Source organism: Palleronia sp. LCG004, assembly GCF_032931615.1.
Lineage (GTDB): Bacteria > Pseudomonadota > Alphaproteobacteria > Rhodobacterales > Rhodobacteraceae > Palleronia.
In genome coordinates this window covers 1,205,671-1,229,346 of sequence record NZ_CP136759.1, presented here as the reverse complement: position 1 = coordinate 1,229,346, position 23,676 = coordinate 1,205,671, and the positions used below count along the sequence as shown (strand labels likewise).

Annotated in this window: 21 protein-coding genes; 11 read left to right on the top strand and 10 right to left on the bottom strand. The window is 63.9% G+C overall.

What is annotated here, in order from left to right; translation table 11 throughout:
* The first annotated feature begins 84 nt into the window (after positions 1-84).
* The 3 genes from RVY76_RS05905 to RVY76_RS05895 all read left to right on the top strand — a co-directional run bounded on the left by RVY76_RS05905 (position 85) and on the right by RVY76_RS05895 (position 4,341).
* Entirely contained in the window at positions 85-2,283 is a 2,199-nt protein-coding gene (locus RVY76_RS05905; protein WP_317376455.1) for an OmpA family protein, read from the top strand.
* A gap of 94 nt (positions 2,284-2,377) precedes the next feature.
* Complete coding sequence (locus tag RVY76_RS05900) at positions 2,378-3,352, top strand: XdhC family protein (RefSeq protein ID WP_317376454.1); 975 nt, start codon at positions 2,378-2,380, stop codon at positions 3,350-3,352.
* The gene (locus RVY76_RS05895) at positions 3,352-4,341 is read left to right on the top strand and encodes a molybdopterin-binding protein (RefSeq protein WP_317376453.1); all 990 of its coding nucleotides are present in this window, start codon (positions 3,352-3,354) and stop codon (positions 4,339-4,341) included. Before RVY76_RS05900 ends, RVY76_RS05895 begins: the two co-directional genes overlap by 1 nt.
* 4 nt (positions 4,342-4,345) lie before the next feature.
* Here the strand turns inward: RVY76_RS05895 and RVY76_RS05890 are convergent, their stop codons facing one another.
* Complete coding sequence (locus RVY76_RS05890; RefSeq protein WP_317376452.1) at positions 4,346-5,437, bottom strand: endonuclease/exonuclease/phosphatase family protein; 1,092 nt, start codon at positions 5,435-5,437, stop codon at positions 4,346-4,348.
* Positions 5,438-5,500: 63 nt separating this feature from the next.
* On the bottom strand, positions 5,501-6,043 hold the full coding sequence (infC, locus tag RVY76_RS05885) for a translation initiation factor IF-3 (RefSeq protein ID WP_410796021.1): 543 nt from the start codon (positions 6,041-6,043) through the stop codon (positions 5,501-5,503).
* A gap of 170 nt (positions 6,044-6,213) precedes the next feature.
* On the opposite strand from infC, the gene RVY76_RS05880 reads away from it, so the two are divergent.
* Positions 6,214-6,513, top strand: coding sequence for a hypothetical protein (locus RVY76_RS05880; RefSeq protein ID WP_317376450.1), 300 nt, complete (start codon positions 6,214-6,216; stop codon positions 6,511-6,513).
* A gap of 132 nt (positions 6,514-6,645) precedes the next feature.
* Here RVY76_RS05880 and RVY76_RS05875 read toward each other — a convergent pair whose 3' ends face one another.
* From RVY76_RS05875 to cysG, 6 genes are all read right to left on the bottom strand, one after another.
* Entirely contained in the window at positions 6,646-7,467 is an 822-nt protein-coding gene (locus RVY76_RS05875; protein WP_317376449.1) for a ferredoxin--NADP reductase, read from the bottom strand.
* A gap of 66 nt (positions 7,468-7,533) precedes the next feature.
* Entirely contained in the window at positions 7,534-7,944 is a 411-nt protein-coding gene (locus tag RVY76_RS05870; protein WP_317376448.1) for a DUF934 domain-containing protein, read from the bottom strand.
* A gap of 66 nt (positions 7,945-8,010) precedes the next feature.
* A complete protein-coding gene (locus RVY76_RS05865) occupies positions 8,011-8,748 on the bottom strand; it encodes a phosphoadenylyl-sulfate reductase (protein ID WP_317376447.1) in 738 nt (245 codons plus the stop codon).
* Positions 8,738-10,405, bottom strand: a complete 1,668-nt coding sequence (locus tag RVY76_RS05860; RefSeq protein ID WP_317376446.1) for a nitrite/sulfite reductase — start codon at positions 10,403-10,405, stop codon at positions 8,738-8,740. The genes RVY76_RS05865 and RVY76_RS05860 overlap by 11 nt, the downstream gene beginning before the upstream one ends.
* 68 nt (positions 10,406-10,473) lie before the next feature.
* The gene (locus tag RVY76_RS05855; protein WP_317376445.1) at positions 10,474-10,773 is read right to left on the bottom strand and encodes a DUF2849 domain-containing protein; all 300 of its coding nucleotides are present in this window, start codon (positions 10,771-10,773) and stop codon (positions 10,474-10,476) included.
* Positions 10,770-12,176, bottom strand: coding sequence for a siroheme synthase CysG (gene cysG / locus RVY76_RS05850; RefSeq protein WP_317376444.1), 1,407 nt, complete (start codon positions 12,174-12,176; stop codon positions 10,770-10,772). The genes RVY76_RS05855 and cysG overlap by 4 nt, the downstream gene beginning before the upstream one ends.
* A gap of 139 nt (positions 12,177-12,315) precedes the next feature.
* Here cysG and RVY76_RS05845 point away from each other — a divergent pair, with 139 nt between their 5' ends.
* From RVY76_RS05845 to RVY76_RS05820, 6 genes are all read left to right on the top strand, one after another.
* Positions 12,316-12,777, top strand: a complete 462-nt coding sequence (locus RVY76_RS05845) for an Lrp/AsnC family transcriptional regulator (protein WP_317376443.1) — start codon at positions 12,316-12,318, stop codon at positions 12,775-12,777.
* Positions 12,778-12,982: 205 nt separating this feature from the next.
* Positions 12,983-14,038, top strand: a complete 1,056-nt coding sequence (locus RVY76_RS05840) for a sugar phosphate isomerase/epimerase (protein ID WP_317376442.1) — start codon at positions 12,983-12,985, stop codon at positions 14,036-14,038.
* Positions 14,038-15,180, top strand: coding sequence for a Gfo/Idh/MocA family oxidoreductase (locus tag RVY76_RS05835; RefSeq protein ID WP_317376441.1), 1,143 nt, complete (start codon positions 14,038-14,040; stop codon positions 15,178-15,180). The genes RVY76_RS05840 and RVY76_RS05835 overlap by 1 nt, the downstream gene beginning before the upstream one ends.
* Complete coding sequence (locus tag RVY76_RS05830) at positions 15,177-16,685, top strand: sugar ABC transporter ATP-binding protein (protein WP_317376440.1); 1,509 nt, start codon at positions 15,177-15,179, stop codon at positions 16,683-16,685. The genes RVY76_RS05835 and RVY76_RS05830 overlap by 4 nt, the downstream gene beginning before the upstream one ends.
* Complete coding sequence (locus tag RVY76_RS05825) at positions 16,685-17,680, top strand: ABC transporter permease (RefSeq protein ID WP_317376439.1); 996 nt, start codon at positions 16,685-16,687, stop codon at positions 17,678-17,680. Before RVY76_RS05830 ends, RVY76_RS05825 begins: the two co-directional genes overlap by 1 nt.
* A 31-nt stretch (positions 17,681-17,711) precedes the next feature.
* Positions 17,712-18,662, top strand: a complete 951-nt coding sequence (locus tag RVY76_RS05820) for an ABC transporter substrate-binding protein (protein ID WP_317376438.1) — start codon at positions 17,712-17,714, stop codon at positions 18,660-18,662.
* A 36-nt stretch (positions 18,663-18,698) separates the two neighbouring features.
* Here the strand turns inward: RVY76_RS05820 and RVY76_RS05815 are convergent, their stop codons facing one another.
* Both RVY76_RS05815 and RVY76_RS05810 read right to left on the bottom strand, forming a co-directional pair.
* The gene (locus RVY76_RS05815; protein ID WP_317376437.1) at positions 18,699-21,770 is read right to left on the bottom strand and encodes an efflux RND transporter permease subunit; all 3,072 of its coding nucleotides are present in this window, start codon (positions 21,768-21,770) and stop codon (positions 18,699-18,701) included.
* Positions 21,767-22,849, bottom strand: a complete 1,083-nt coding sequence (locus RVY76_RS05810; RefSeq protein ID WP_317376436.1) for an efflux RND transporter periplasmic adaptor subunit — start codon at positions 22,847-22,849, stop codon at positions 21,767-21,769. The genes RVY76_RS05815 and RVY76_RS05810 overlap by 4 nt, the downstream gene beginning before the upstream one ends.
* 141 nt (positions 22,850-22,990) lie before the next feature.
* Here RVY76_RS05810 and RVY76_RS05805 point away from each other — a divergent pair, with 141 nt between their 5' ends.
* Complete coding sequence (locus tag RVY76_RS05805; protein ID WP_317376435.1) at positions 22,991-23,575, top strand: YceI family protein; 585 nt, start codon at positions 22,991-22,993, stop codon at positions 23,573-23,575.
* The last annotated feature ends 101 nt before the right edge of the window (positions 23,576-23,676 follow it).

The following is a 23,676-nucleotide window of genomic DNA, read 5'->3' as shown; positions in this document are numbered from 1 at the left end:
CCCTCCGCGCCGTTTCGTGATGGAACGTCAGGCCGCTTCGAACAGTTTACCGCCGAATTGTAGTTCCGTTCGGGAGGAGACCCCATGCGTAGATCCCTCAAGGCCACCACCGCGATCGTTGCGTCGCTGAACCTCGTCTTGCCGACGCCGATCGCGGCGCAGACGGCTCAGGGCGACAATCCGGCACTCGATCAGGGGGTGGGACAGCAGATCATGGAGGTCTGCGCGGATCTCGACGTGGCGTCCTGCGTAGAGGCGACGGGTCTTCCCGAGCAACTCGTGGCCGATGCCCTGAACGGAGGCGGGGCGAGCGGTGAGGCGACGACCGAGGAACCGCTTGCCGAGACGCCGGAGAATCTTGAGGCCGAAGCCGAGACCGCTACGGAATCCGTTAGCGAGGCGGATGAGCCGGTCGCCGATGCAGTGAGCGAGCCGTCCGAGAGTGGTGAGGAAGCGATCGAGCGCGCCACCGAGGAAGCCACTCCGCCGCCTGCCGAAGTTAGCGAAGGAGGCGAAGAGACGATGGAGGCGGCGGGCGAGGAGCTCGAAGATAGTCTCACGCAAACAGAAACCGGTGATCCCCAGCAATCGGATGCCGCCCAAGGCGACCAATCCGATGCCGCCCCATCGGATGGAATGGAGCCGACCGCCGAGGAACGTGCCGGATCGACCGAGACGCAGCCCCGAGCTAGTGCGGCTGGCGATGCGGCAGGCACGGATGAGGCGACAACCGAACCGATGGCTGATGGCCAGCCAGATGGTGCGGGTTTGCAGGGCGGCACCGAGATGGGGGAAGACAGCCCTTCGTCTGGCATGACGGCCGAAGAGGTCCAGCGCGAGCTCGAGGCTGGCAGCGAGGCGCAGTCCGGCGAGACGACAGAGGATGCCGGGGCTGAAGCTGCTGTTCCGGCTGAAGACAATGCTTCCACCGAAAGCGCGACCTCCCCGGAGAACAGTGCGACCGAGACCGGTGCCAGCGGTACGTCGGGTGATACTGCGACGACGGATGGATCCGACAGCACGGAAACTGACACCGATGCAACGGCGGCTGATAACCCGCCTGCGGAGGCCGCCACCGACGGAGCCACGGACCAGGGTTCCACCACGGCCGAACCCATGATGAACGGGGAGGGGGGATCGCAGGCCGAGACAGACGCTGCGCCCGAAACGCAGATGACCGAGTCCGAACGCGCGGCGATTGAGGGCGGAACGGATACTGCCGTGGCGGCAACCGCAGAAGACGGGACCCCTTCGTCCGAGGTCGCACGCGAGACCGTTACGGAAGAATCGGCTCGGTCGAGCGGCGAGGATTTCGACACGGCGATCTCGCGCGAGCCTGCATCGGGGGCCGATGCGCAGACGAGCGAGGAGACTTCTGCCGAAAGCGACGACGACAGCGGTCTCAGCAACTTGCAGAAGGCACTCCTGGTCGGGGCAGGAGCACTGGCCGTTGGGACGCTGCTGAACAACAACCGTCAAGTCGTCGCATCGTCTGACGATCGCGTCGTGGTCAGCGGCAGCGACGGGGGCTACGAGCTTTTGAAGGACGATACGGCGCTTCTGCAGCGCCCAGGTACCGAGGTCGCGACGCAAAGCTTCGACGACGGCTCGACCCGGACGATCGTCACGCGGCCCGACGGCAGCCAGATCGTCACGATCCGCGACGCCGATCTGCGTGTGTTGCAGCGCGTCCGCGTCACGCCGGACGGCGAACGGATCGTTCTGATCGATGATACTGGCGAGACGCAGCCCGTCGATGTTGCGAGCCTCAGGCCTGCGGATCGTCCCTCGGCCGAGGGCGGGATGGACAGTGACGCGTTGCGTCAGGCGCTGGCGACCCAAGGTGCGTTCGACCGTACCTTCTCGCTGGCCCAGATCCGCAACATCGCAGAGGTTCGAGAGCAGGTCCCGGCGGTCGAACTCGATAACATCACCTTCGCGACCGGTTCCGCGGCGATTCCCCCCGAACAGGCCGAGGAGTTGACGGCGCTGGGCCGCTATATCCGCGATGCGATTGCCGAGAACCCGCGCGAGATTTTCCTCGTCGAGGGGCATACCGATGCGGTGGGCAACGCGGCCTACAATCTCGCCCTCTCCGACAGGCGCGCGGAATCGGTGGCGCTGGCCCTGACGGAATATTTCGACGTGCCGCCCGAAAATCTTGTCGTCCAAGGGTATGGCGAGCGGTTCCTCAGGGTCGAGACCGAGGCTGCCGAGCGTGCCAATCGTCGTGCGACGCTGCGCCGGATCACGCCGCTCCTGCAGATGGCGGCCGCGAACTAGTAAGGACTGGTGACACGGCAATAAGGCGATAACACGACCCGGCCTCCGCGAGAGAGGCCGGGTCGATCTATTTGAAGAAGGCAGAACAGACAGCATGACCGCCCGGCACGACGACATCCCTGCTATCGCGCTTGACTGGATCCGCGCGGGAAAAGGCGCGGCGCTCGCCACCGTGGTGGAAACCTGGGGATCGGCCCCGCGCCCCGTGGGGAGCCAGCTTGCCATCTCGTCCGAGGGGGAAATCGCGGGATCGGTCTCGGGTGGTTGTGTCGAAGGAGCGGTGGTCGTCGAGGCACTCGAAGCGGTGGACGGGGGCGGTTCACGGATCCTCGATTTCGGAGTTTCGGACGACGAGGCCTTCGCAGTCGGTCTGGCCTGCGGCGGACGGATTCGGGTGCTGGTCGAGCCGATCCGGACGGGCGATCTTGACCCCGACCTCCTGTCGGAACTGGTCCAGACGCGGGCGGCCCGGCGTCAGGTCGCATACGAGGTCGACACGGAAAGCTGGCAGCGCAGACTCCGCCACCCGCCGGACCATAGCGAACGGTTTCGCCTCGACCGTTCCGGATTCGAGGAGGGGGAAACCCGCTTCGTTGCGATCCATAATCCTCCCTTGCGGATGATGGTCGTCGGTGGCGTACATATCGCACAGCCGCTTATCAGGATGGCGGAACTTACGGGTTTCGACCCGCTTCTCATCGATCCGCGCGAAAGCTTTGCATCCCAGACCCGCTTTCCGAGCGTCAGCCTCGGCCATGACTGGCCGGACGAGGCGCTGGGGGCAGAGGGTCTCGATGCCAGATGCTGCGTCGTGACGCTGACGCATGATCCAAAGCTCGACGATCCGGCGATCGAGGCCGCGTTGCGTTCCGACGTGTTCTATCTCGGATGTCTCGGATCCAACCGAACCCATGCCAAGCGTCTTGCACGGCTAGCGGAGCGCGGCTTTGCCAAGGCCGATCTTGACCGGATCCATGCGCCGGTCGGCCTCGATATCGGTTCCCGGTCTCCCGCAGAGATCGCGATCTCGATCATGGCGGAAATCGTGCAGAGCCTCAGGCAGGGCTGATGCGATTCGGTCCGGTCCCGCTCGACGACGCGCTCGGCGCGATCCTCGCTCATTCGCAGCCCGTGTCGGGCGGGCGTATCCGCAAGGGTCATCCTCTCGATGCGCCTGACATCGATGCGCTGCGCGCCGAGGGCCTTTTGGAGGTCGTCGTGGCGCAGCTCGACCCTGATGACGTGGGCGAAGACGCGGCAGCCGAAAGGCTTGCACATGCGCTCGTCCCCAACCCGGCTGCCGTCCATCTTCGGCTCGGGCGGGCCGCGACGGGGCGTGTCAACCTGCACGCGACGAAAGCCGGAATCCTCGACCTCGATTCGGATGCGGTGGGGGCGCTCAATGCGCTTGACCCGAACGTAACGGTCGCCACGCTGCCCCCCCTGGCGCGTGTGAGCGAGGGACAGATGGTCGCGACGGTCAAGATCATCTCCTACGCCGTGCCCAAGCGGATCCTTAATCTAGGGGAGCGCGAGGTCGCAGGTGCGCTTGGCATCCGTCCAGTCCGGGCGCGGCGCGCAACGCTCATCATCACCGATCTGGGAACCGGCCCGGGCAAGGGGGAGGCCGCGATCGCAAGACGGCTCGACCGGCTCGGCATCGCGCTCGACCCCGCAATCGTCGTCGCTCACGACACGGGCTCGATCGCGCAAGCGCTGTCCGCGGCGGAGGGGGATCTGCTACTGATCCTGACCGCGTCCGCCACTTCGGATATCGCGGATGTCGGGCCGAGCGGGCTCGTCGATGCGGGTGGAACATTGTCGCGGTTCGGGATGCCGGTCGACCCGGGCAACCTGCTTTTCCTCGGTGATCTCGGCGGGCGCGCGGTCATCGGATTGCCCGGCTGTGCGCGCTCTCCAGCGCTCAACGGTGCGGATTGGGTGCTGGAACGGGTGGCTTGCGGTCACATCCCCGACGCGGCCGAATTCGCGGCGATGGGCGTGGGGGGCCTACTCAAGGAACCGCCGAGCCGCCCCCATCCCCGCGACCGCCGCTAAACCCTTACTTGAAATCGGGTAGGTGGTCTGGATCGAGCGTCTTGCGATATTCACCCACGATCCGATCGAGCTCGTCGAGCTCGTCCTGCGGCATCTCGGATGGGGCCTTGTTCGCACCGCGCACCTTTTCCGGATCGAGTTCGATCCTCGAGATCATCGGAAAATGGTCAGATCCCACGGCCGGGCCGCGGCGAAACTCGACCACGCCGATATCGGGTGTCGCGTAGAACTGATCGATCGGGGCGCGAAGAAGGCGTGACTTGGCGTCGAAGCTCGCAATCATGCCGCGGCCCACGCGTGGATCGACATAACCGCCGACATGCTTGAACCGCCGCGACGTATCCGACCAGGCGGCATCATTGAAATCTCCGACGGCAATCACCGGCATATCCTGCTCGCGGGCGAAGCGCGCCGAGAAGATGATCTGCGCATCGCGGTCATCGGTCGAATTTCCGGGCACGGGCGGGCGCGGATGCAGCCCGATGAACCGGAACCGGTTACCGGCATCCGTCTCCAGCTCGGCGAAGAGTGTGGGAGTGTCGTCGGGCGTCAGGTAGGTCACATGCGCTGCATGCACCTTGAGCCGGGTCGCGAAGATCAAGCCATAGTAGTTGTTGCGCAACTCGGTCACTACGTTCGGATAGGCGGTTACGCCCTTCTCGAGCTGGTCGTACCAGGTCTGATCCGTTTCCATGAGGAAGAGGATGTCGGGATCGACCTCCCGGATCTGCTGGGCCACGTCATCGTACCGGTCGTTCGGCTCCTCGACATTCGATGCGAGGATGACGACCTGACTGCCGCTGTCGTCTCGATCCAGCAGCGTCATCTCGGTGGGCATCAGCGGCGTGTAGGGCAGGATGCGGATCGCCTGATAGATGCAACCTGCAAGCACGGGCACCACGATCGCCCATTTCCAGACGGGCGCGAGGAAGATGGCCGAGAACAGAACGATCACGCCGAGGATGAGAAGTTGCACCCTGGGGAAATCCCAGGCGCGGACCCACCATGCATGCGACGGTGCGAGCGGTAGGGCCGTGGCCACGACGAAGAGCGCGGCGGCGATGCAGACGAGCGAAAGGTAAGCGATGCTGATCAAAAGAATGTCCTTGAAATGAAAAAGGCGGACTTTCGTCCGCCTTGCCTGGGAGCGCCCGGGACCTTACTTGGTCGGCCCGATCAGCATCACCATCTGTCGGCCTTCCATCTTTGGAAAGTTCTCGACCTTGCCAAGTTCCTTGGTGTCGTCTGCCACCCGCTCGAGCAGATCGCGCCCGAGATCTTGGTGCGCCATCTCGCGACCTCGGAAGCGGAGCGTGACCTTGACCTTGTCGCCGGCCTCGAGAAACTTGACGACATTGCGCATTTTCACGTCGTAATCATGGGTGTCGGTGTTCGGGCGGAACTTGACCTCCTTGATCTCGATCGTCTTCTGCTTCTTGCGCGCTTCGGATTCACGCTTCTGCTGTTCGTACTTGAACTTGCCGAAATCCATGATCTTGCAGACGGGGGGCGTCGCGTTGGGCGAAATCTCGACCAGATCGAGACCGGCCTCCTCGGCAAGCTCCATGCCGCGATCGGGCGTGACGACGCCGACATTCTCTCCGTCCGCGCCGATCAGGCGAATCTCGCTCGCGCGGATGCGTCCGTTGACGCGGGGACCGGTGTCGCGTGCCGGTGGGGCGTTGTGGGGTCTACGGGCGATGGGGGTATCCTCTCGGTGATGATTACAACATCCCGATCTAGTGCCCCGATGCCTCCTGATCAAGCGCTCTTGTCACGGATCAGGCCTTGTCATGCGGGCTTTCATGCCCGGAACCCGGTATCGTGCGAGGACGTTTGCAGGCTGATGGTCGGACCGGAGGAGGAACCGATATGAGGCTTTCCCATTACGCGATGATCGCGAGCCTTGCGGGGGTGACGTTCTTGTCGGCCTGTCAGGAGGAAGAGGCCGAGCCGGCCGTTGACACCGAAACCGGCGCGGCAGCGACTTCGTCCGAGGTTTTGGAGGATGGTACGACCAGCGTCGGGGCCGCGTCGCAGGACGCGACGGACGCCGCACAGGAAGCTGCGGAGGATGGCGAATCTCCAAGCGCCGCAGCACAGGATGATGCGACCGACGCCGCGGAGGACGAAGGTGCGGTCGGAGCCGAAACCGGCGATTCCCGCGACTAGGTCTTCCTAAGCAACATTCATTCCCGGCCCAGCCGCTCGGCAAGGTCAGTGGGCTGAACCGGCCGGGCAGCTAGTGATTACGTATGATGATACCGGACAAGTACCTTCCCGCTTTGTCGTTCGGAAAAGAAATCAACCGACAAAGGCTTTCTCGACAACGTATTCCGCCGGATTGCTGTTCGCCCCCTCGCGGAGGCCGTAGCCTTCAAGGATCTCCTTGAGATCTGTATTGAGCCCGATCGACCCGCAGACCATGGCGCGATCGGCTTCCGGATTCATTCCCCGATCAATCCCGAGATCGTCGAAGATCGCACCGGATCGCAGAAGATCAGTCACTCGACCCATCTTTGGGCTCTCTTCGCGCGTCGTCGTCGGATAGTACCGCAGCTTGTCGAGAGCATCGCCGAGTAGTTCGCGCATCATCTCGTCCGCTCGGAGATCCTCGATCAGTTGCCGCCCGTATTCGAGTTCGGCCACATCGCGGCAGGTATGCGTGAGGATTATCTCGTCGTAATCCTCATAGGTCTGCGGTTCGCGCAGAAGGCTCGCAAATGGCGCGATGCCCGTTCCGGTCGAGAAGAACCAGAGCCGTTTGCCCGGCAGCAAGGCGTCATGGACCAAGGTGCCGACAGGCTTGGGCCGCAGGATGATCTCGTCGCCAACCTCGATATGCTGGAGTCGGCTCGTCAGGGGGCCATCCGGAACCTTGATCGAATAGAATTCGAGCGAATCGTCCCATGCGGGTGAGGCGATGGAATAAGCTCTCAAAAGCGGCTTTCCGTCTTCCTTCAGCAATCCGATCATCACGAATTCACCCGACCGGAACCTGAGGCTTGCCGGACGCGTGACGCGGAAGGAAAAGAGCCGGTCGGTCCAGTGCCGGACCTCCGTCACGCGTTGCGCATCGGGAAGGGCCTTTACGGTGCCGGTCTTGGGGCTCGTCATCTCATTCATTTTCGTCCTTTCCGGGCCTCGGATGGGTCCGGTCTGTTGTCTCGATCCAGAGGCTTGAGCGCACCCTCAGCCGCGCAGGCGGTCCTGATAGGAATGGGCACGCCAATCCGCGCGGGCAAGCCATTGATCCTCGGTCTGCCGCAGAGCGAGCGCGTCGTCGATTTCTACCTCGTCGAAACCCGACCGGCGCGCCATTGCGTATTGATCCGCGATGACGTGACCTTTCGCCCGCAGCCGCCCGCCATACCCCATGCGCCGCAGTTCGGCCGCGATGGTGAAACCGCGTCCGTCCGAGAAGGCCGGAAAGTCCACCCGGATCATCGGTGCGGCCAGCTTGTCGCCAAGCGTTGTCGGATCTGCATCCGACGGAAGGTCGAGGGCAAGCGTGCCGCCCTCGGAAGGCCAGTCTGCGGCAACGGCGTATCCCGTTGCCCAATCGTCCGTGCGAAAGCCGTCATCGGTTACGATCACGCTCATCACTTTCTCCTTTCACGAAGACATGTGAGGTCTTCGCCTGTGCAGAAATACTCGAAACGCACGCGCTCAGCCAGTCGTGCGCACCATCTTGCCATCCTTGAAATGAATGCCGCATTCGACCTTGTCCTGCCCGCGCCAACGGCCCGCGCGCTCGTCCTCGCCATCCCTCACGCGAGAGGTGCAGGGCGCGCACCCGATCGAGCGATAGCCGTGCCGGACGAGCGGGTGTCGCGGAAGGCGGTTGTTGAGCATGTAGTCGGCGATGTCGTCGCGGGTCCAGTGTGCGAGCGGGTTGACCTTGATCCGTCCGTCGTCGCCAGCCTCGAAGAAGTCGAGACCGGTACGCGCGCCGCCCTGGAACCGCTTGCGCCCAGTGATCCAGGCGTCGAACGTCCCGAGCGCACGATCCAGCGGTTCGCTTTTGCGCAGCGTGCAGCAGGCATCGGGTTCCGACCGGTGAAGCGTACCTTGCAGATCGCGCCGTGCCGTTTCTGCCCTGTCGGGCCGGATCCTGCGCAGATCGCTCAGGCCCAGTTGCTCGGCCAGCATTTCCTGATACTGGATCGTTTCGTGAAAGAGCATTTCCGTATCTAGAAAGATCACCGGTACATGCCGATCGATCGTCGCGGCCATGTGCAGCAGGACCACCGACTCGGCCCCGAAGGACGAGACGAGCGCGATGCGTCCGACCTGGGCATCGGACATCGCATGACGCAGCACGGCCATCGCACCGTGATTGGCGAGGCGCGTGTTGAGTTCTGCCACGCGCAGCGCCACGGGATCGAGCGGGGCTTCAAGCGGCATGGGCTCTGGCTTTCTCCGGATAGAGCGCGGCCTTGAACGGCTCCATACCGATCCGCCTGTAGGTTTCGAGGAAGGTCTCCGACGGGTCCTCGCGCGCGGAGAGATAGGCATCGACGATCCGTTCGATCGCTGGAACGATCTCGTCATAGGCGAAGCCCGGACCGGTGCGCGTGCCGATCACCGCATCCTCCGTCCCGTCGCCGCCGAGCGTGATCTGATAGTTCTCGACGCCCGCCCGGTCGAGACCCAGAATCCCGATATGGCCGACATGGTGATGCCCGCAGGCATTGATGCAGCCGGAGATCTTGATCTTGAGCGGTCCGATATCGCGTTCGAGCTTCAGTTCCTCGAAGCGCGTCGCGATCTGCTGCGCGACGGGGATCGACCTTGCGGTGGCGAGTGCGCAGTAATCCATGCCGGGGCAGGCGATGATGTCCGAGACGAGACCGATATTGGCGGTTGCGAGGCCCGCCTCCTTCAGCGCCGCATGTACCGCCGGAAGGTCGGCGCGGGCGACATGCGGCAGGATAACGTTCTGCTCGTGGCTGATCCGAAGCTCGTCATAGGCGTGCCGTTCGGCGAGATCGGCCATCGTCGCCATCTGCGCGCTTGTCGCGTCGCCAGGGGTGGCCCCGTGCTTTTTCAGCGAGATCGAGACGATTGCATGATCGTCGCGCCTGTGCGGCGCGACGTTCGTGTCGATCCAGGCACGGAAGACGGGATCCTCGGCATAAGCGGTCTCATACGCGTCGAGAGGTTTCGCGGCGAAACCCGGCGGTGCGAACTGAGCCTGGATCTCGCCCAGCACTTGCTGGTCGACACCGCCGAATTGAGGGCGGATCTCGGCGAAGCGGTCTTCGACCATCCGGGCTATCTCGTCGATGCCGGTCTCGTGGACGGTGATCTTGATGCGCGCCTTGAATTTGTTGTCGCGCCGTCCGAGCAGGTTCCAGACGGAGACGATCGCCTCGGTATAGGGCAGGAGGTCCTCGGCAGGGAGGAATTCCCGGATCACCTTGCCGATCATCGGTGTCCGGCCAAGTCCGCCGCCCACGAGGACGCGGAAGCCCGTCGCCCCGTCGCGTTCGACAATCTGCAGGCCGATATCGTGCGCGCGGATGACGGCCCGGTCATGCGCAGCACCCGTCACGGCGATCTTGAACTTGCGCGGCAGGAACTGGAATTCGGGGTGATCGGTGGACCATTGACGCAGAAGCTCGGCATAGGGGCGGGGATCCGCGATCTCGTCGGCCGAGGCGCCTGCGAAATGATCGGCGGTCACGTTGCGGATCGTGTTGCCGCTCGTCTGGATCGCGTGCATCTCGACATCGGCGAGGGCCGACAGGATCTCGGGGACGTCGCGGAGCCTGGGCCAGTTGAACTGGATGTTCTGTCGCGTCGTGAAGTGACCGTAGCCGCGATCCCATCTGTCGGCGATCATCCCGAGCTGACGCATCTGGCGGCCTGAAAGCGTGCCGTAGGGAATCGCGATGCGCAGCATGTAGGCGTGAAGCTGCAGGTAGAGGCCGTTCATCAAGCGCAGCGGCTTGAACTCGTCCTCGGTAAGCGAGCCGTCTATGCGACGTTCGACCTGGCCGCGGAATTGTTCGACCCGCTCGCGCACGAAGGCCTCGTCGAAGTCGTTGTACTTGTACATGCTGGGTGCTCCTGTCGGGCCTTGCACAATCTTCTGGTCAAAGGGGCGGGGCGATTTCCTGCCTCCGCTCAGACCTCTTCCTGCTTGCCGTGGGCGTAGTTCGACGGGCCGCGTGTGCGGAACGCCTCGCGGAAATGCACGGGTTCGGCCCCTTTCGCTCCTGCCTTCGCATCCGCCAGATAGGGGCCCACCGCGATATCGGGCTGGCCTTGGGCATGGAGCAGTCGGAGCTGCGCATGCGCCTCGTCCTCGATGAGTTCGGCCCGTGCGAGATCGCGGGTCCATTCGTCCTCATCGGTGAGCCAGATGGCATCGCCGAGAAGAAGGTCATTGGCCGTGACGACCTTTGGGGTGAATGCGCGGCTCATAGCGCGGCCTCCTGAACGGGAATGTCGATGGTCTTGGCCGCGTTCTCGGCGGCGCGCGGGGCGAGGCCCAGCATAAGGATTGCGGGACCGGTCAGCCCGGCCTCGCTCAGAGCGGGTTCAAGCTGCGAGATCGTCGTCGCGAGAACGCGCGCATCGGGACGTCCCGCATTCTCGACGATCGTGACGGGCGTCGCGGGGTCCGCGCCATGCATCATCAGCCGGCCTTGTATGAACCGCGCCGCGCGCTTGCCCATGTAGATCGCAGCGACTTCGCCCGGCCGGGCAAGTTGCGCCCAGTCCTGCTCGGCAAAGCCTTTCATGTCGTGGCCGGTCAGGAACCGCACCGATCCGTTGCGCCCGCGCCGGGTGAAGCTCTGGCCGATGCCGGCCACGGCCGCCGAGGCCGCCGTGATTCCCGGCACGATCGTGTAGCCGATACCGGCGCTGTCCATCGCCTCGATCTCCTCGTCCAGCCGGCCGAAGACGGTCGGGTCCCCGGACTTGAGTCGGACGACCTGCGCGCCGTTCTGAGCATGTTCGACGATCAGCTCGTTGATCCGCTCCTGAGGCATCGAGGGGCCGAAGCCTTCCTTGCCCGCTTCGACAAGGATCGCCTCGCGCCGTGCCAGCTCGAGGATCTCGGGCGAGATCAGGCGGTCATGGATCACCACGTCGGCCTCGTGCAGCGCATTCCGGGCCTTCAGCGTCAGAAGCTCGGGATCGCCCGGCCCGGCACCCACGAAATGGACATGACCCTCGCGCGGGCTGGTCGACAGATGCGCCGCGAGAAGGTTGCTGAGTGCGGGGCGTACCGCCGCCTCTCCGCCACGGGACAGTGCAGCGGCTCCGGCACCGCCGTAGTAATCGGACCAGAAGTCGCGCCGCGCACGGCCGAAGGGCAGGGCATCGGCGGCCTTGCGGAACGTCTTGCCGATCCGCGCAAGTGTGCCGAGCGCGGGCGGCAGTCGCTCTTCGAGATCGCGTTTGATGCTGCGGGCGAGAACTGGGGCCGCGCCTTCCGTGCCGATGGCGACCGTGACCGGATCGCGGTCGACGATGGCGGGAGTGATGAAGGCGCTGTCCTCGAGATTGTCGACGATATTGACGAGAGCCCCGTCGGCATGCGCGATCGCGGCCGTGCGGGCGTCCTCTTCGGCATCCTCGCTCGCGGCGTAGAACATCTTGGCGCAGAGGGTATCTCCGGGCTCCATCTTGCGGCGCAGAAGTGTCAGGCGGCCATCGGCGGCCCAGTCGACGATCTCGGGGGCGGGATCCGCGGCAAAGACTGTAAGCCGGGCTTCGGTCTTGAGCAGCAGCCTCAGCTTCGACAGCGCGGCGTCGCCACCACCTGCGAGAACGATGCGTCGTCCCTCGACGGCAAGGAAGATCGGAAAATGCTTCATCGAATGCGGCCCTCGGTTTCCTGAGGCTCAAAGTAGAACAAAATTCCTCTTCCATGCAGGGGGTCGCGGATATAAGGAACGTATGTCCCATCTGTAGGCCTAAGTGGAATTTCGTTTTCCACGAGACAGGAGAACGCGAATGGAAGTCCGGCTGGATGCGCTCGATCGGAAGATCCTCGTTGCCGTGCAGCGCGATGCGAGCAGGTCGCTCGACGAGATCGCGCGGGAGGTCGGCTCGTCCAAGACGCCCGTCTGGAACCGGATGCGCAAGCTGCGCGAGGCGGGGGTGATCGGCCAGCAGACCGTGCTGCTCGACCCCGAGGCGCTGGGTCTGGAGGCCTGCTTCTTCGTGCTGATCCGTACGTCCGAACACGACGCGGATTGGCAAACGAGGTTCCTGCACACGCTGCGCGCCCGGCCCGAGGTGCTGGAGGCACACAGGCTCGCAGGCGATATCGACTACATCCTCAAGGTTCGCGTCGCCAATGCCCGCGCCTATGACAACTTTTATCAGGCGCTGATCTCCGAGGTGAAGATCCACAACGTGACGGCACTCCTCTCGATGGAGGAACTGAAATACACGACCGAACTGCCGCTCTGAGCGAGGGGGCCGTACCGGCATCGATCACGCTGGCGCTCGGCCTCGACTTTACCGCTCAATGGGTGACGAAGCGCGGGATCCCTGCCGTTGCGATCTGCTGACAAACGGTCTTTTACCTTGTCAGACGCACCGCCGTCTGCTGTCCTTCCAACCGTAGAGCCGGTGCAACGACCATCTGGTAGGATGCCGGCCAAGGGAGGACACCATGAAGACGATGAAGGGCCCTGGCCTATTCCTCGCGCAATTCGCGGGCGACGAAGCGCCGTTCGACAGCTGGGACGCGATCACCCGCTGGGCGGCCGAATGCGGGTATGCGGGCGTGCAGGTTCCAGTCTGGGACGCACGGCTCGTGGACCTCGAGAAACTCGCAACCTCCGAGAGCTATCGCGACGAGTGGACCGGCACGGCCCGGCAGAACGGCGTAGAGGTCACCGAGCTTTCGACCCATGTGCTCGGACAGCTCGTGGCTGTCCACCCGGCCTATGACGACTGGGTCGCGGGTTTCGCGCCCTCAGAATTCGCCGGCAGGCCGCAGGCGCGGCAGGACTGGGCGGTCAAGCAGGTGAAGGCGGCGATCACCGCGTCGCGGCATCTCGGGATCGGGCAGCATGCGACGTTTTCCGGGGGGCTCGCCTGGCCCTTCATCTATCCGTTCCCGCAGCGCCCGCAGGGTCTGGTCGATACGGCTTTCGATGAGCTAGCGCGCCGCTGGCGGCCGATCCTCGACCATGCCGAGGAGAACGGCGTCGATGTCTGCTACGAAATCCACCCGATGGAGGATCTGCATGACGGCGTGACCTTCGAGATGTTCCTGGAGCGGCTGAACGGGCATCCGCGCTGCAACATGCTCTACGATCCGAGCCATTACGTGCTGCAATGTCTCGATTATCTGGAAAACATAGACATCTATGCCGAACGAATCCGCATGTTCCACGTCAAGGATGCCGAGTTCCGGCCGACGGGTCGCCAAGGCGTTTACGGCGGCTTCCAGCCCTGGGTGAACCGCGCCGGCCGCTTCCGCAGCCCAGGTGACGGACAAGTCGATTTCGGCGCGATCTTCTCGAAGCTTGCGGCGCATGATTTCGACGGCTGGGCCGTGGTCGAATGGGAATGCGCACTCAAGCATCCCGAGGACGGCGCACGCGAGGGTGCGCAATTCGTCAAGGACCACATCATCCGCGTGACGCCTCATGCCTTCGACGATTTCGCGGGCGGCGGCGATGACGACGCCATGAACCGCAAGCTTCTGGGGATCGGCTGATGGCACGTATCAGGCTGGGCATGGTCGGGGGCGGGTCGGGGGCCTTCATCGGCGAGGTTCACCGGATCGCAAGCCGGATCGACGGTCGGTTCGATCTCGTGGCGGGTGCTCTCAGCTCCACGCCCGAAAAGTCGCGGGCGAGCGCCGAGGAACTCGGGCTCGACCCAGAGCGGGCCTATGGCAGTTTCGCGGAGATGGCCGAGGCCGAGGCCAACCGCGACGACGGGATCGAGGCGGTCAGCATCGTGACGCCGAACCACATGCATTTCGCGGCCGCGAAGGCGTTTCTCGACCGTGGAATCCACGTAATCTGCGACAAGCCGCTGACCGCCACCTTCGAAGATGCCGAAGCGATGGAGCGGGCCGTCGGTGCCAGTGACGCACTGTTCGTGCTGACGCACAACTACACGGGCTATCCGATGGTCCGGCAGGCGCGGGAGATGATCGAGAACGGCCGCATCGGCAAAGTGCGCATCGTGCAGCTTGAATACCCGCAGGACTGGATGACCGATGCGGTCGAGACCGCGGGCGTCAAGCAGGCCGAATGGCGCACCGATCCCGAACGCTCGGGCGCGGGCGGTGCGATCGGCGATATCGGCACCCATGCCTACAACCTCGGCTCCTTCGTCACGGGGTTGAGGGGAGAGGAGCTCGCCGCCGATCTGCAAAGTTTCGGTGCGGGTCGCAAGCTCGACGACAATGCGCATATCCTGCTCCGCTACGAGGGAGGTGCGCGCGGCATGCTCTGGTGCAGTCAGGTGGCCCCCGGGCACGAGAACGGCCTGCGCCTGCGCGTCATCGGCGAGCGGGGCGCGATCGATTGGTGCCAGGAGATTCCGAACGAGATGTGGTTCACCCTGCATGGCGAGCCGACGCATCGCCTGACCCGGATGGGCCCGGGGGCGAGCGAAGCCGCGAATGCCATGAGCCGTATCCCGCCGGGACACCCCGAAGGGTATCTCGAGGCGTTCGCCAATCTCTACGGCGAGGCGGCCGAGGCGATCAGGGCCGTGCAGGGCGGCGAGCCGCGCGAGAGCGTGATGGGCCGTCTGCCGGGCATCGCGGCCGGGATGGAGGGAATGGCCTTCATCCGCGCCTGCGTCAGTTCGTCCGGCAAGAATTCGGCCTGGACTCGCATATGAGCGACGCGCCCGTCCTGTCGCTCGAGCGGGTCAGCAAGCGCTTCGGTCCGATCGAGGTGCTGCACGGCGTGGACCTCGAGCTCAGATCGGGTGAGGTCCTGGCCCTCATCGGAGAGAACGGGGCGGGCAAGTCGACGACGATGAAGATCCTCGCGGGCTACCAGCCGGCAAGTTCGGGACGCATCCTGCTCGATAGTGAGGAGGTGCGGTTCTCGTCTCTCCATGACGGCGAGACGGCCGGGATCGTGATGATCCACCAGGAGTTCAACCTGGCCGAGCAGCTGACCGTCGAGCAGAACATCTTCCTCGGGCGCGAGATTTCGGGCCGGTTCCTGCTTGACCGTGCAGAGATGCGCAGGCGCACGGCGGATTACCTCTCGCGGGTAAAATGCGACGTCGATCCGGGAATGCGGGTTTCCGGATTGTCCAATTCCGACAAGCAGATGGTCGAGATCGCGAAGGCGCTCAGCCGTCATGCACGCGTGCTGATCATGGACGAGCCGACGGCCGTGCTGACCGGGACCGAGGTCAAGACGCTTTTCGAGCGTGTGGGTGCGCTGCGCGAGGCAGGGGCCGCGATCCTCTTCACCTCCCACAAGTTGGGCGAGGTGAAGGAGATCGCGGATCGCGTGACGATCCTGCGGGACGGTTCGGTCGTTCATAGCGGTCCGGTCACCGAGATCGATGCCGACGGGATGGCGACGGCCATGGTCGGGCGCGACGTGTCGGACCTCTATCCGCCGGCGGGTGACAGTCCGGGCGAGGTCATGTTGCGGGTCGAGGGCCTCGACGTGCCGGGCCACGCGCGGGACGTCTCGTTCGATCTGCGGCGGGGCGAGATCCTCGGGGTCGCGGGTCTTATCGGCGCGGGGCGAACAGAGACGATGGAGGGGTTCTGCGGGCTTCGGATGGCCACCGCGCGGCGCATCGAGATTGAGGGAAGAGAGGTCCGCATCAATCGGCCGGCCGATGCCCTGGCACATGGGATCTGCTATCTCACCGAGGATCGCAAGCTGCGCGGCTTGCTGCTCGACAAGGGTCTGCGAGAGAACCTGACGCTGCAGGCGCTTGAGCGGTTCGGTGGCTTCCTCGTCGATCGGCAGGCGGAAGAGCGGGCGCTCGACCGTGCGATCGAGGAGTTCGACATCCGTGCAGGCCGGAGGGAGATGGCGGTCGGGAACCTTTCGGGTGGAAATCAGCAGAAACTGCTGCTCGCGAAGGTCATGCAATCAGAGCCAAGGATCCTCATCGTCGACGAGCCCACGCGCGGGATCGATATCGGCACCAAGCAGCAGATCTATGCCTTCCTGCGTCGTCTCGCGGGAGAGGGCCATGCAATCATCATGATCTCGTCGGAAATGCAGGAGGTCATCGGGTTGTCGGATCGCGTACTGGTAATGCGCGAGGGTCGCCTTGCGGGAATTCTGGAAGGCGACGAGATCAGTGAAGACGCGATCCTGCGTCGCGCGGTCGGCGTCGACGACAAACCGGAAAGGGCCGCCTGATGAGCGACATCGCAATCAGAGCGCGGAGAGGCCTGCCGTCGATGAGCGTCCTTGGGCCGATCATCGCGCTGGTCGTGCTCGTCTTCGTGGGGGCAATGCTCAATTCGAACTTCCTCGGGACAGCGAACATCACCAACGTTCTCGCGCGGTCGGCCTTCATCGGTATCATCGCGGTCGGCATGACCTTCGTCATCACGGCAGGCGGGCTCGACCTGTCGGTCGGTTCTATGGCGGCCTTCATCGCGGGGCTGATGATCCTCGTGATGAACGCGGCGCTTCCCACTTTGGGGGTGGGGATCCCGATCGTCCTGCTCGGCATGGCGGTCGCGGTCGTCGCAGGGATCGTCGCCGGAATGATCAACGGGCTTCTGGTGACCGCCCTCGGGATCGAGGCCTTCATCGTGACGCTCGGAACGATGGGGATCTATCGCAGCCTCGTCACTTGGCTTGCCGATGGCGGAACGCTCAGCCTCGATTTCGGGCTGCGGACTTTCTACCGGCCGGTCTACTTCGAGGGGATCCTTGGTATTTCTTGGCCGATCATCGTTTTCGCCCTGGTGGTGATCGTCGGCGAGATGCTGATGAGCCGGACGCGCTTCGGCAGGCATTGCGCCGCCACCGGCTCGAACGAGCATGTCGCGCATTACTCGAATGTCGATGTGAACCGCACGCGGCTGCTGACCTATGTCATGCTTGGGCTGCTCGTGGGTGTGGCGACGATCATGTACGTGCCGCGGCTTGGATCTGCTTCGGCGTCGACGGGGCTCTTGTGGGAGCTCGAGGCAATCGCGGCGGTCATCATCGGGGGGACGGTGCTCAAGGGCGGGTTCGGTCGCGTCTGGGGCACCGTTATCGGTGTCCTGATCCTGTCGCTGATCGACAACATTCTCAATCTGACCGACCTCGTTTCACCCTATCTCAACGGGGCGATCCAGGGAGTCATCATCATTCTCGCCGTGATCTTGCAGCGGGAAGCGAAGGCGAAGGGCGGCTGACGGACGTCCGAAAATCCAAGGGAGGAACAACATGAAGACAAGAATGGTTCTGGCGGCCACGACTGCCATCGCGCTTGCCGCGCCGGTCATGGCGCAGGAGAGCGAAACGAAGGTCATCGGGGTCTCGATCCCGGCGGCGACTCATGGCTGGGCAGGCGGCATGAACTTCCATGCGCAACAGAGCGTCGAGCGACTAGAAGAGGCCTATCCGGAACTCGACTTCGTACTGTCGACTGCCTCCGATCCCGGAACGCAGGTCAACGATATCGAGGACATGGTGGCGACGCGCAACATCGACGCGCTGGTCGTTCTGCCCTTCGAATCGGATCCGCTGACGCCGCCCGTACAATCGGTGGCCGATAGCGGCGTCTGGGTGACGGTCGTCGATCGCGGGTTGTCGGTCGAGGGGGTCGAGGATCTCTACGTCGCGGGCGACAACGAGGGCTTCGGTCGCGTCGCCGGGGAATACATGGTCGAGCAGATGCCCGACGGCGGCAATATCGTCGTGCTGCGCGGCATTCCGACGACGATCGACAACATGCGTGTCGAGGGGTTCGAGCAGGCGATCGAGGGATCGGGCATCGAGATCGTCGGGATGGAGCACGGCAACTGGAACCGCGACGACAGCTTCAGCGTGATGCAGGATTTCCTTCAGCGCCACGATCAGATCGACGCGGTCTGGGCGTCGGACGACGACATGGCCGTGGGCGTGCTGGCCGCGATCGAGGCTTCGGGCCGAGATGACGTCCAGTTCGTTCTCGGCGGTGCCGGTATGAAGGAGATGGTCCAGCGCGTGATGGAGGGGGACGAAATGATCCCCGCAGACGTCACCTATCCGCCCGCGATGATTGCCACGGCGATCGAGATGACGGCGCTGGGCCTCGTCTCGGACGCACCGGTCTCAGGCGTCTTCACCATCGGTTCGGTGCTGATTACGCCAGAGAACGCGGAGCAGTACTACTATCCCGACAGCCCGTTCTAAGGGGTTCGGGGCCGGTGCAATGCGCGCCGGCCCCTTTTATTCGGCCGGGGTTTCCGCACCTCTGCCGGATGCGGAGCGGGCCTTTTCGTCCCGCTGCATGAGATCGTAGAGCACAGGCGTCAGGAACAGCGTGAGGATGGACGCCGCCATGAAGCCGCCGATGATGACGATTCCGATGGAGAAACGGCTCGATGCGCCCGCACCTGACGACATCACCAGCGGCACCGCGCCCAGAACGGTCGACAGGACCGTCATCAGGATCGGGCGAAGTCGCACCGCCGAGGCCTCGATCGCGGCTTCGCGGACAGACATCCCGCGCTCCCGAAGCTGATTGGCGAATTCGACGATCAGAATCCCGTTCTTTGCCATCAATCCGATCAGCATCACCATGCCGACCTGGGTGTAGATGTTGATCGCCTCTCCGAGCGCCAAGAGCGTCAGGAGCGAGCCCGCCACGGCCAGCGGCACCGACAGCAGGATAACGACCGGCTGGATGAAGCTCTCGAACTGGGCGGCAAGGACGAGAAACACGATGAGAAGCGCAAGACCGAAGCTGAGTGCGAGGCCTCCGGACGTTTCCTGGAAACTTTCGGCTTGCCCCGAATAGGCAATTTGCATCTGCGGCGGCATGTCTGCCGCGATTGCCTCGACCTTGGCGATAGCGGTGCCGAGATCGACCCCTTCGGCGAGTGACGCGGAGATCTCGACCGACGGTTGGCGATCGTACCGATTGAAGGCCGCAACCGACGCGCGGCGTTCGAGCGTCACGAGACCGTCGAGCGGGATAAGTGCGCCGCTCGATGTGCGGACGTTGACCCCGCTGAGATCTTCGGGCGCGGCGCGACGATCTTCCGGGGCTTGCAGGATCACCGGATATTGGCGGTCACGCGAAATGAACTCGGTCACCTCGGCCGAGGCGAAGAAGGAGCGGACGGCATCGGAGATGGCGCGGGCATCGATACCGATCTCGCGTGCCATCTCGCGATTCACCTGGATATCGAAGCCGGGAGTGTTGATCTCATAGTCGCGCCTGACGCCGACGATATCGGAATCGGCCGTCAGTGCGTCCTCCATCTGCCGGGAATATTCGGCGGCCTCTTCGAAGCTCGGGGCTGTGACGATGATATCCAGGCCCGATCCGCTGCCGGCATCCAAACCTGACGGCGCGAAGCTCCGCACATCTGCGAGGGTGATCCGATCCAATTGCGGCCGGAGCTCCGAAAGGATGTCGTTCGGGGTCATGTCGCGCTCGCCCCATGGAACCATGTTGGAGACGAGAAAGGCACGGCCCGTTTCTCCGTACTGCCCGACGATGGCGATCGTGTTCTCCACGATGCCGTCCTGGCGATAGGGCTCGATCAGTGCCTCGACCTGGCGCACGGCTTCGTCGGTCAGGCCCAGTGCCGATCCCGGCGGTGAATCGATCGATACGAAGAATGTGCCGCGATCCGATTCCGGGACCAGTTGCGAGGGAAGTTCCTGGTAGAGTGTCCATGAGATCCCGGACAAGGCCGCGGCGATCCCGAGCACGACCAGAGGCGCGCGGATCGCGCGTTCAAGAAGGTTTCGGTAGCCCGTGGTGGCCCGACGTGTGATCGAGCTCACGATCCTGGCGAAGCGGCCTTCGTTCATGCCTTTCTTGAGAACGAGGCTCGCGATGACCGGGCAAAGAGTGAGCGCGACGAAGGTCGAAAGCGCCACGGCAATGGCAAGTGTCACTCCAAATTCGCGGAAGAGCTTGCCTATCTCGCCCTGCAGGAACGACAGCGGCACGAAGACCGAAATGAGCACCGCCGAGGTCGAGACCACGGCGAAGAAGACCTGGTTCGCGCCGGTGCGCGCTGCTTCTTTCGGGTCGTCGCCTTCGTCGACCCGGCGCTCGATGTTCTCGAGCACGACGATCGCATCATCCACGACGAGGCCGATCGCGAGGATCAGCGCGAAGAGCGTCAGGATGTTGATCGAAAAGCCGGCGATCGCTATTCCGGCGCAGGCCCCCATCAGGGCAACAGGAATCGTGACGGCCGGCACGATGGTTGCCCGGATCGAGGTAAGAAACACGTAGATCACGGCCACCACGATCGCGACCGAGATCGCGAGCGTCATCAGGACCTGCCGGATTGAGGCCGCGATGAATTCGGCGTCGTCGGACGTCACGCTGATCTCGGTCCCGCCCGGCAGCTCCGAGGCGATCTCATCGACCTCCGCGTTGACGGCCTCGGAGATCGACAGGGTGTTAGCGGAAGATTGGCGCAGCACTCCGAGTCCGATCGCCGTCTCGCCGTTGGACCGAAAGAGACTGTCGTCGTCCTCCGTCCCGATCCCGACCCGGGTCACGTCGCCAAGAAGCACGCGACCTCCCTCCGTCGCGCGGACGATGAGCCCCTCGAACTCCTCGACGCTGGAAAGCCGCGTCTCGGTTCGCAAGAGGTATGTGCGCGACGCGCTTTCGAGCTGCCCCGCCGGCAGCTCCAGATTTCCCGCCCGTAGTGCTTCCTCGATCTCGGTCGCGGTGACCCCCTGCGCGGCCATTGCATCGGGGTCCAGCCAGACCCGCATCGCATAGGGCCGGTCGCCGTAGATCTGAACGGCCGCGACGCCAGACAGCGTCTCCAGCCTGTCGGTGACGAACCGGTCGGCGTAGTCCGTCAGCTCGGCGGCGGACATCGTCTCCGACGTCATCGTCATCCAGATGATCGGGTCGCCCTCGCTGTCGTTCTTCTCGACCTCCGGTTCCTCGGCCTCTTCGGGCAGGTCGCCGGCAACCGACTGAACGGCAGCGCGCACATCGGACGCTGCCTGATCTATGTCGCGGTTCTGCTGGAAGGTGATGACCGTCCGGAGGCCACCGAGCTCGGATTCGGTCGAGATACTGTCGATCCCCGCCACGGTCGAAATCGCGCCTTCGATCACGGTGGCGAGTTCGCTGTCGACGACCCCTGGGCCTGCGCCGATATAGGGCACGCTGACCGTGACTTCGGGGCTTGTGGTATCGGGAAGCTCGCGGATGGGAACGCGGCTGAGACCTGCGATGCCCATCACGACGATCAGGATGGACATGACCGCCGCGAGGACCGGCCTGCGAAGACACAGATCGGGGAGAGTCATTCGAGCCCCGCGCGTGAGATATCTTCGTCGATTTCGACCGACGCCCCATCCGAAAGGTCGTTCCAGCCCGCGATCACGACCCGGTCGTTTTCATCCAGTCCCTCGACCACCTCTGTCGCCGAACCGAGCGAGCGGCCCGGTTCGATCCGCTGACGGGAGGCTGTGGAGTCCGTGACCGTATAGACATAGCTCTCCATCCCCTCGCTGATGATTGCGTCGTCGGGGACGGCAAGCCCGGAATAGGTGTCGAGTACGACACGGACGTGGGCGAACATGCCGCCTGCGAGCCGTCCGTCCGGATTGGCGATCTGGGCACGCAGATCGAAGCTGCGCGTGTCGAGCTCGATCTGGGGTGCGCGTATCGTGATCGTTCCGTCGAAGGTCTCGCCGGGATAGGCTGGAACCTGGATCGAAATGCTCTGCCCGATCATGATGCGGTCGAAATATCGCTCCGGCAGGGAAAGATCGACTTCCATCGAGGCGAGATCCGTCAGTGTCACGATCTCGGTCCCGTCCGTGAGATAGGCACCGGGTTCTATATCGAAGATGCCGATCGTCCCGGCAAACGGCGCGCGCAATTCGCGATCGTCGAGAGCCGCACGCGCGGACATGGCAGCCGCCTCCGCCCGTCGATAGGCGGCGCGCGCGGTTTCGAGCTGCGCATCCGCTGCGGTGTTGCGGTCGGCAAGCTCACCGATGCGCCTGAACTCGTTCTCGGTTTCCGAAAGGGTTGCTTCGGCTTCGGCGAGTGTGGCTTCCGCCTCGCGCTGATCGAGCCGGATGATGAGATCGCCGTCGGTAACTCGATCCCCCGATGCGACGGGAACGTCGACAACGCGCCCGGGCGATGTCGGGACGAGCGCTACCGAGCGGATCGGCATGAGCGTTCCGACACCCCGTACGATATCCTCGATCACCCGCTTTTCGGGCGTGGCGAGGCCGACGCGGACAGGTTTGTCCTCTGGGGTATCAGAAGCGTCACTTTCCTGTGAGAGCAGGGCACGTGACCCGTAGACCCCTCCGGCGGCAAAGAGAGCGACGACGATCACGCCGAATGCAATCCTGGAAAACGTCTTCAAACGAACCCTTTCGCATACGCTGCTTCAATTCCCGATTGATCTAGCGCGGGTGTGTTGCGCGGCATGCGACCTTTCGCGCACGACAGGTCATCAAAGCGGCGCTAGGCTCGTGATGGACCTATCACGAACGAAGGTGCCACCATGCGCATTGCAAGCCTGTCGCTGTTACTCGCAACCGCGCCCCTTGTCCTGAAGGCGGAACCTGCTCGTTTCGAGCTCGACCCTGCCCATACGACGGTCGTATTCCTGGTCGATCATATGGGGTACGCTGCGACGCTTGGGCTTTTTGCCGAGGTCGAGGGCGGGTTCGTCTACGACGAGGAAACGCAGGAACTGAGCGCCGTACGCGTCGTCGTGCAGACCGTAAGCATCGACACGAAGAACGATGCCCGCGACGAGCATGTCCGATCCGATGACTTTCTCGACGTATCGGAATTTTCCGAAATGGTCTTCACCGCGGACGAAGGCGTTCCCGATGACGAGATGACGGGCAAGGTGGAGGGGAGTCTCGAACTCCGGGGCGAAACCCGGCCTCTGACCCTCGAGGTGACACTGAACAAGGCTGAAGAATATCCGTTCGGTCACGGGCGCTACACCCTCGGGCTCAGCCTCAGGGGTGCGCTCTCGCGCAGCGAATGGGGCATGGATTACGGGGTGGCGGATGGGCTCGTCGGCGACGAAGTCCGCCTGTTGATCGAGACCGAGGCAATGCGCGTTTCGGACTGACTTTCGACCATAATCGTGAGAATTATCAGCTCAGTCCAACGAGGATTGGAATGTACAAAATCGCAGCAAAGATGCGGGCGGCAGAGGTAAGCTTCCTGACT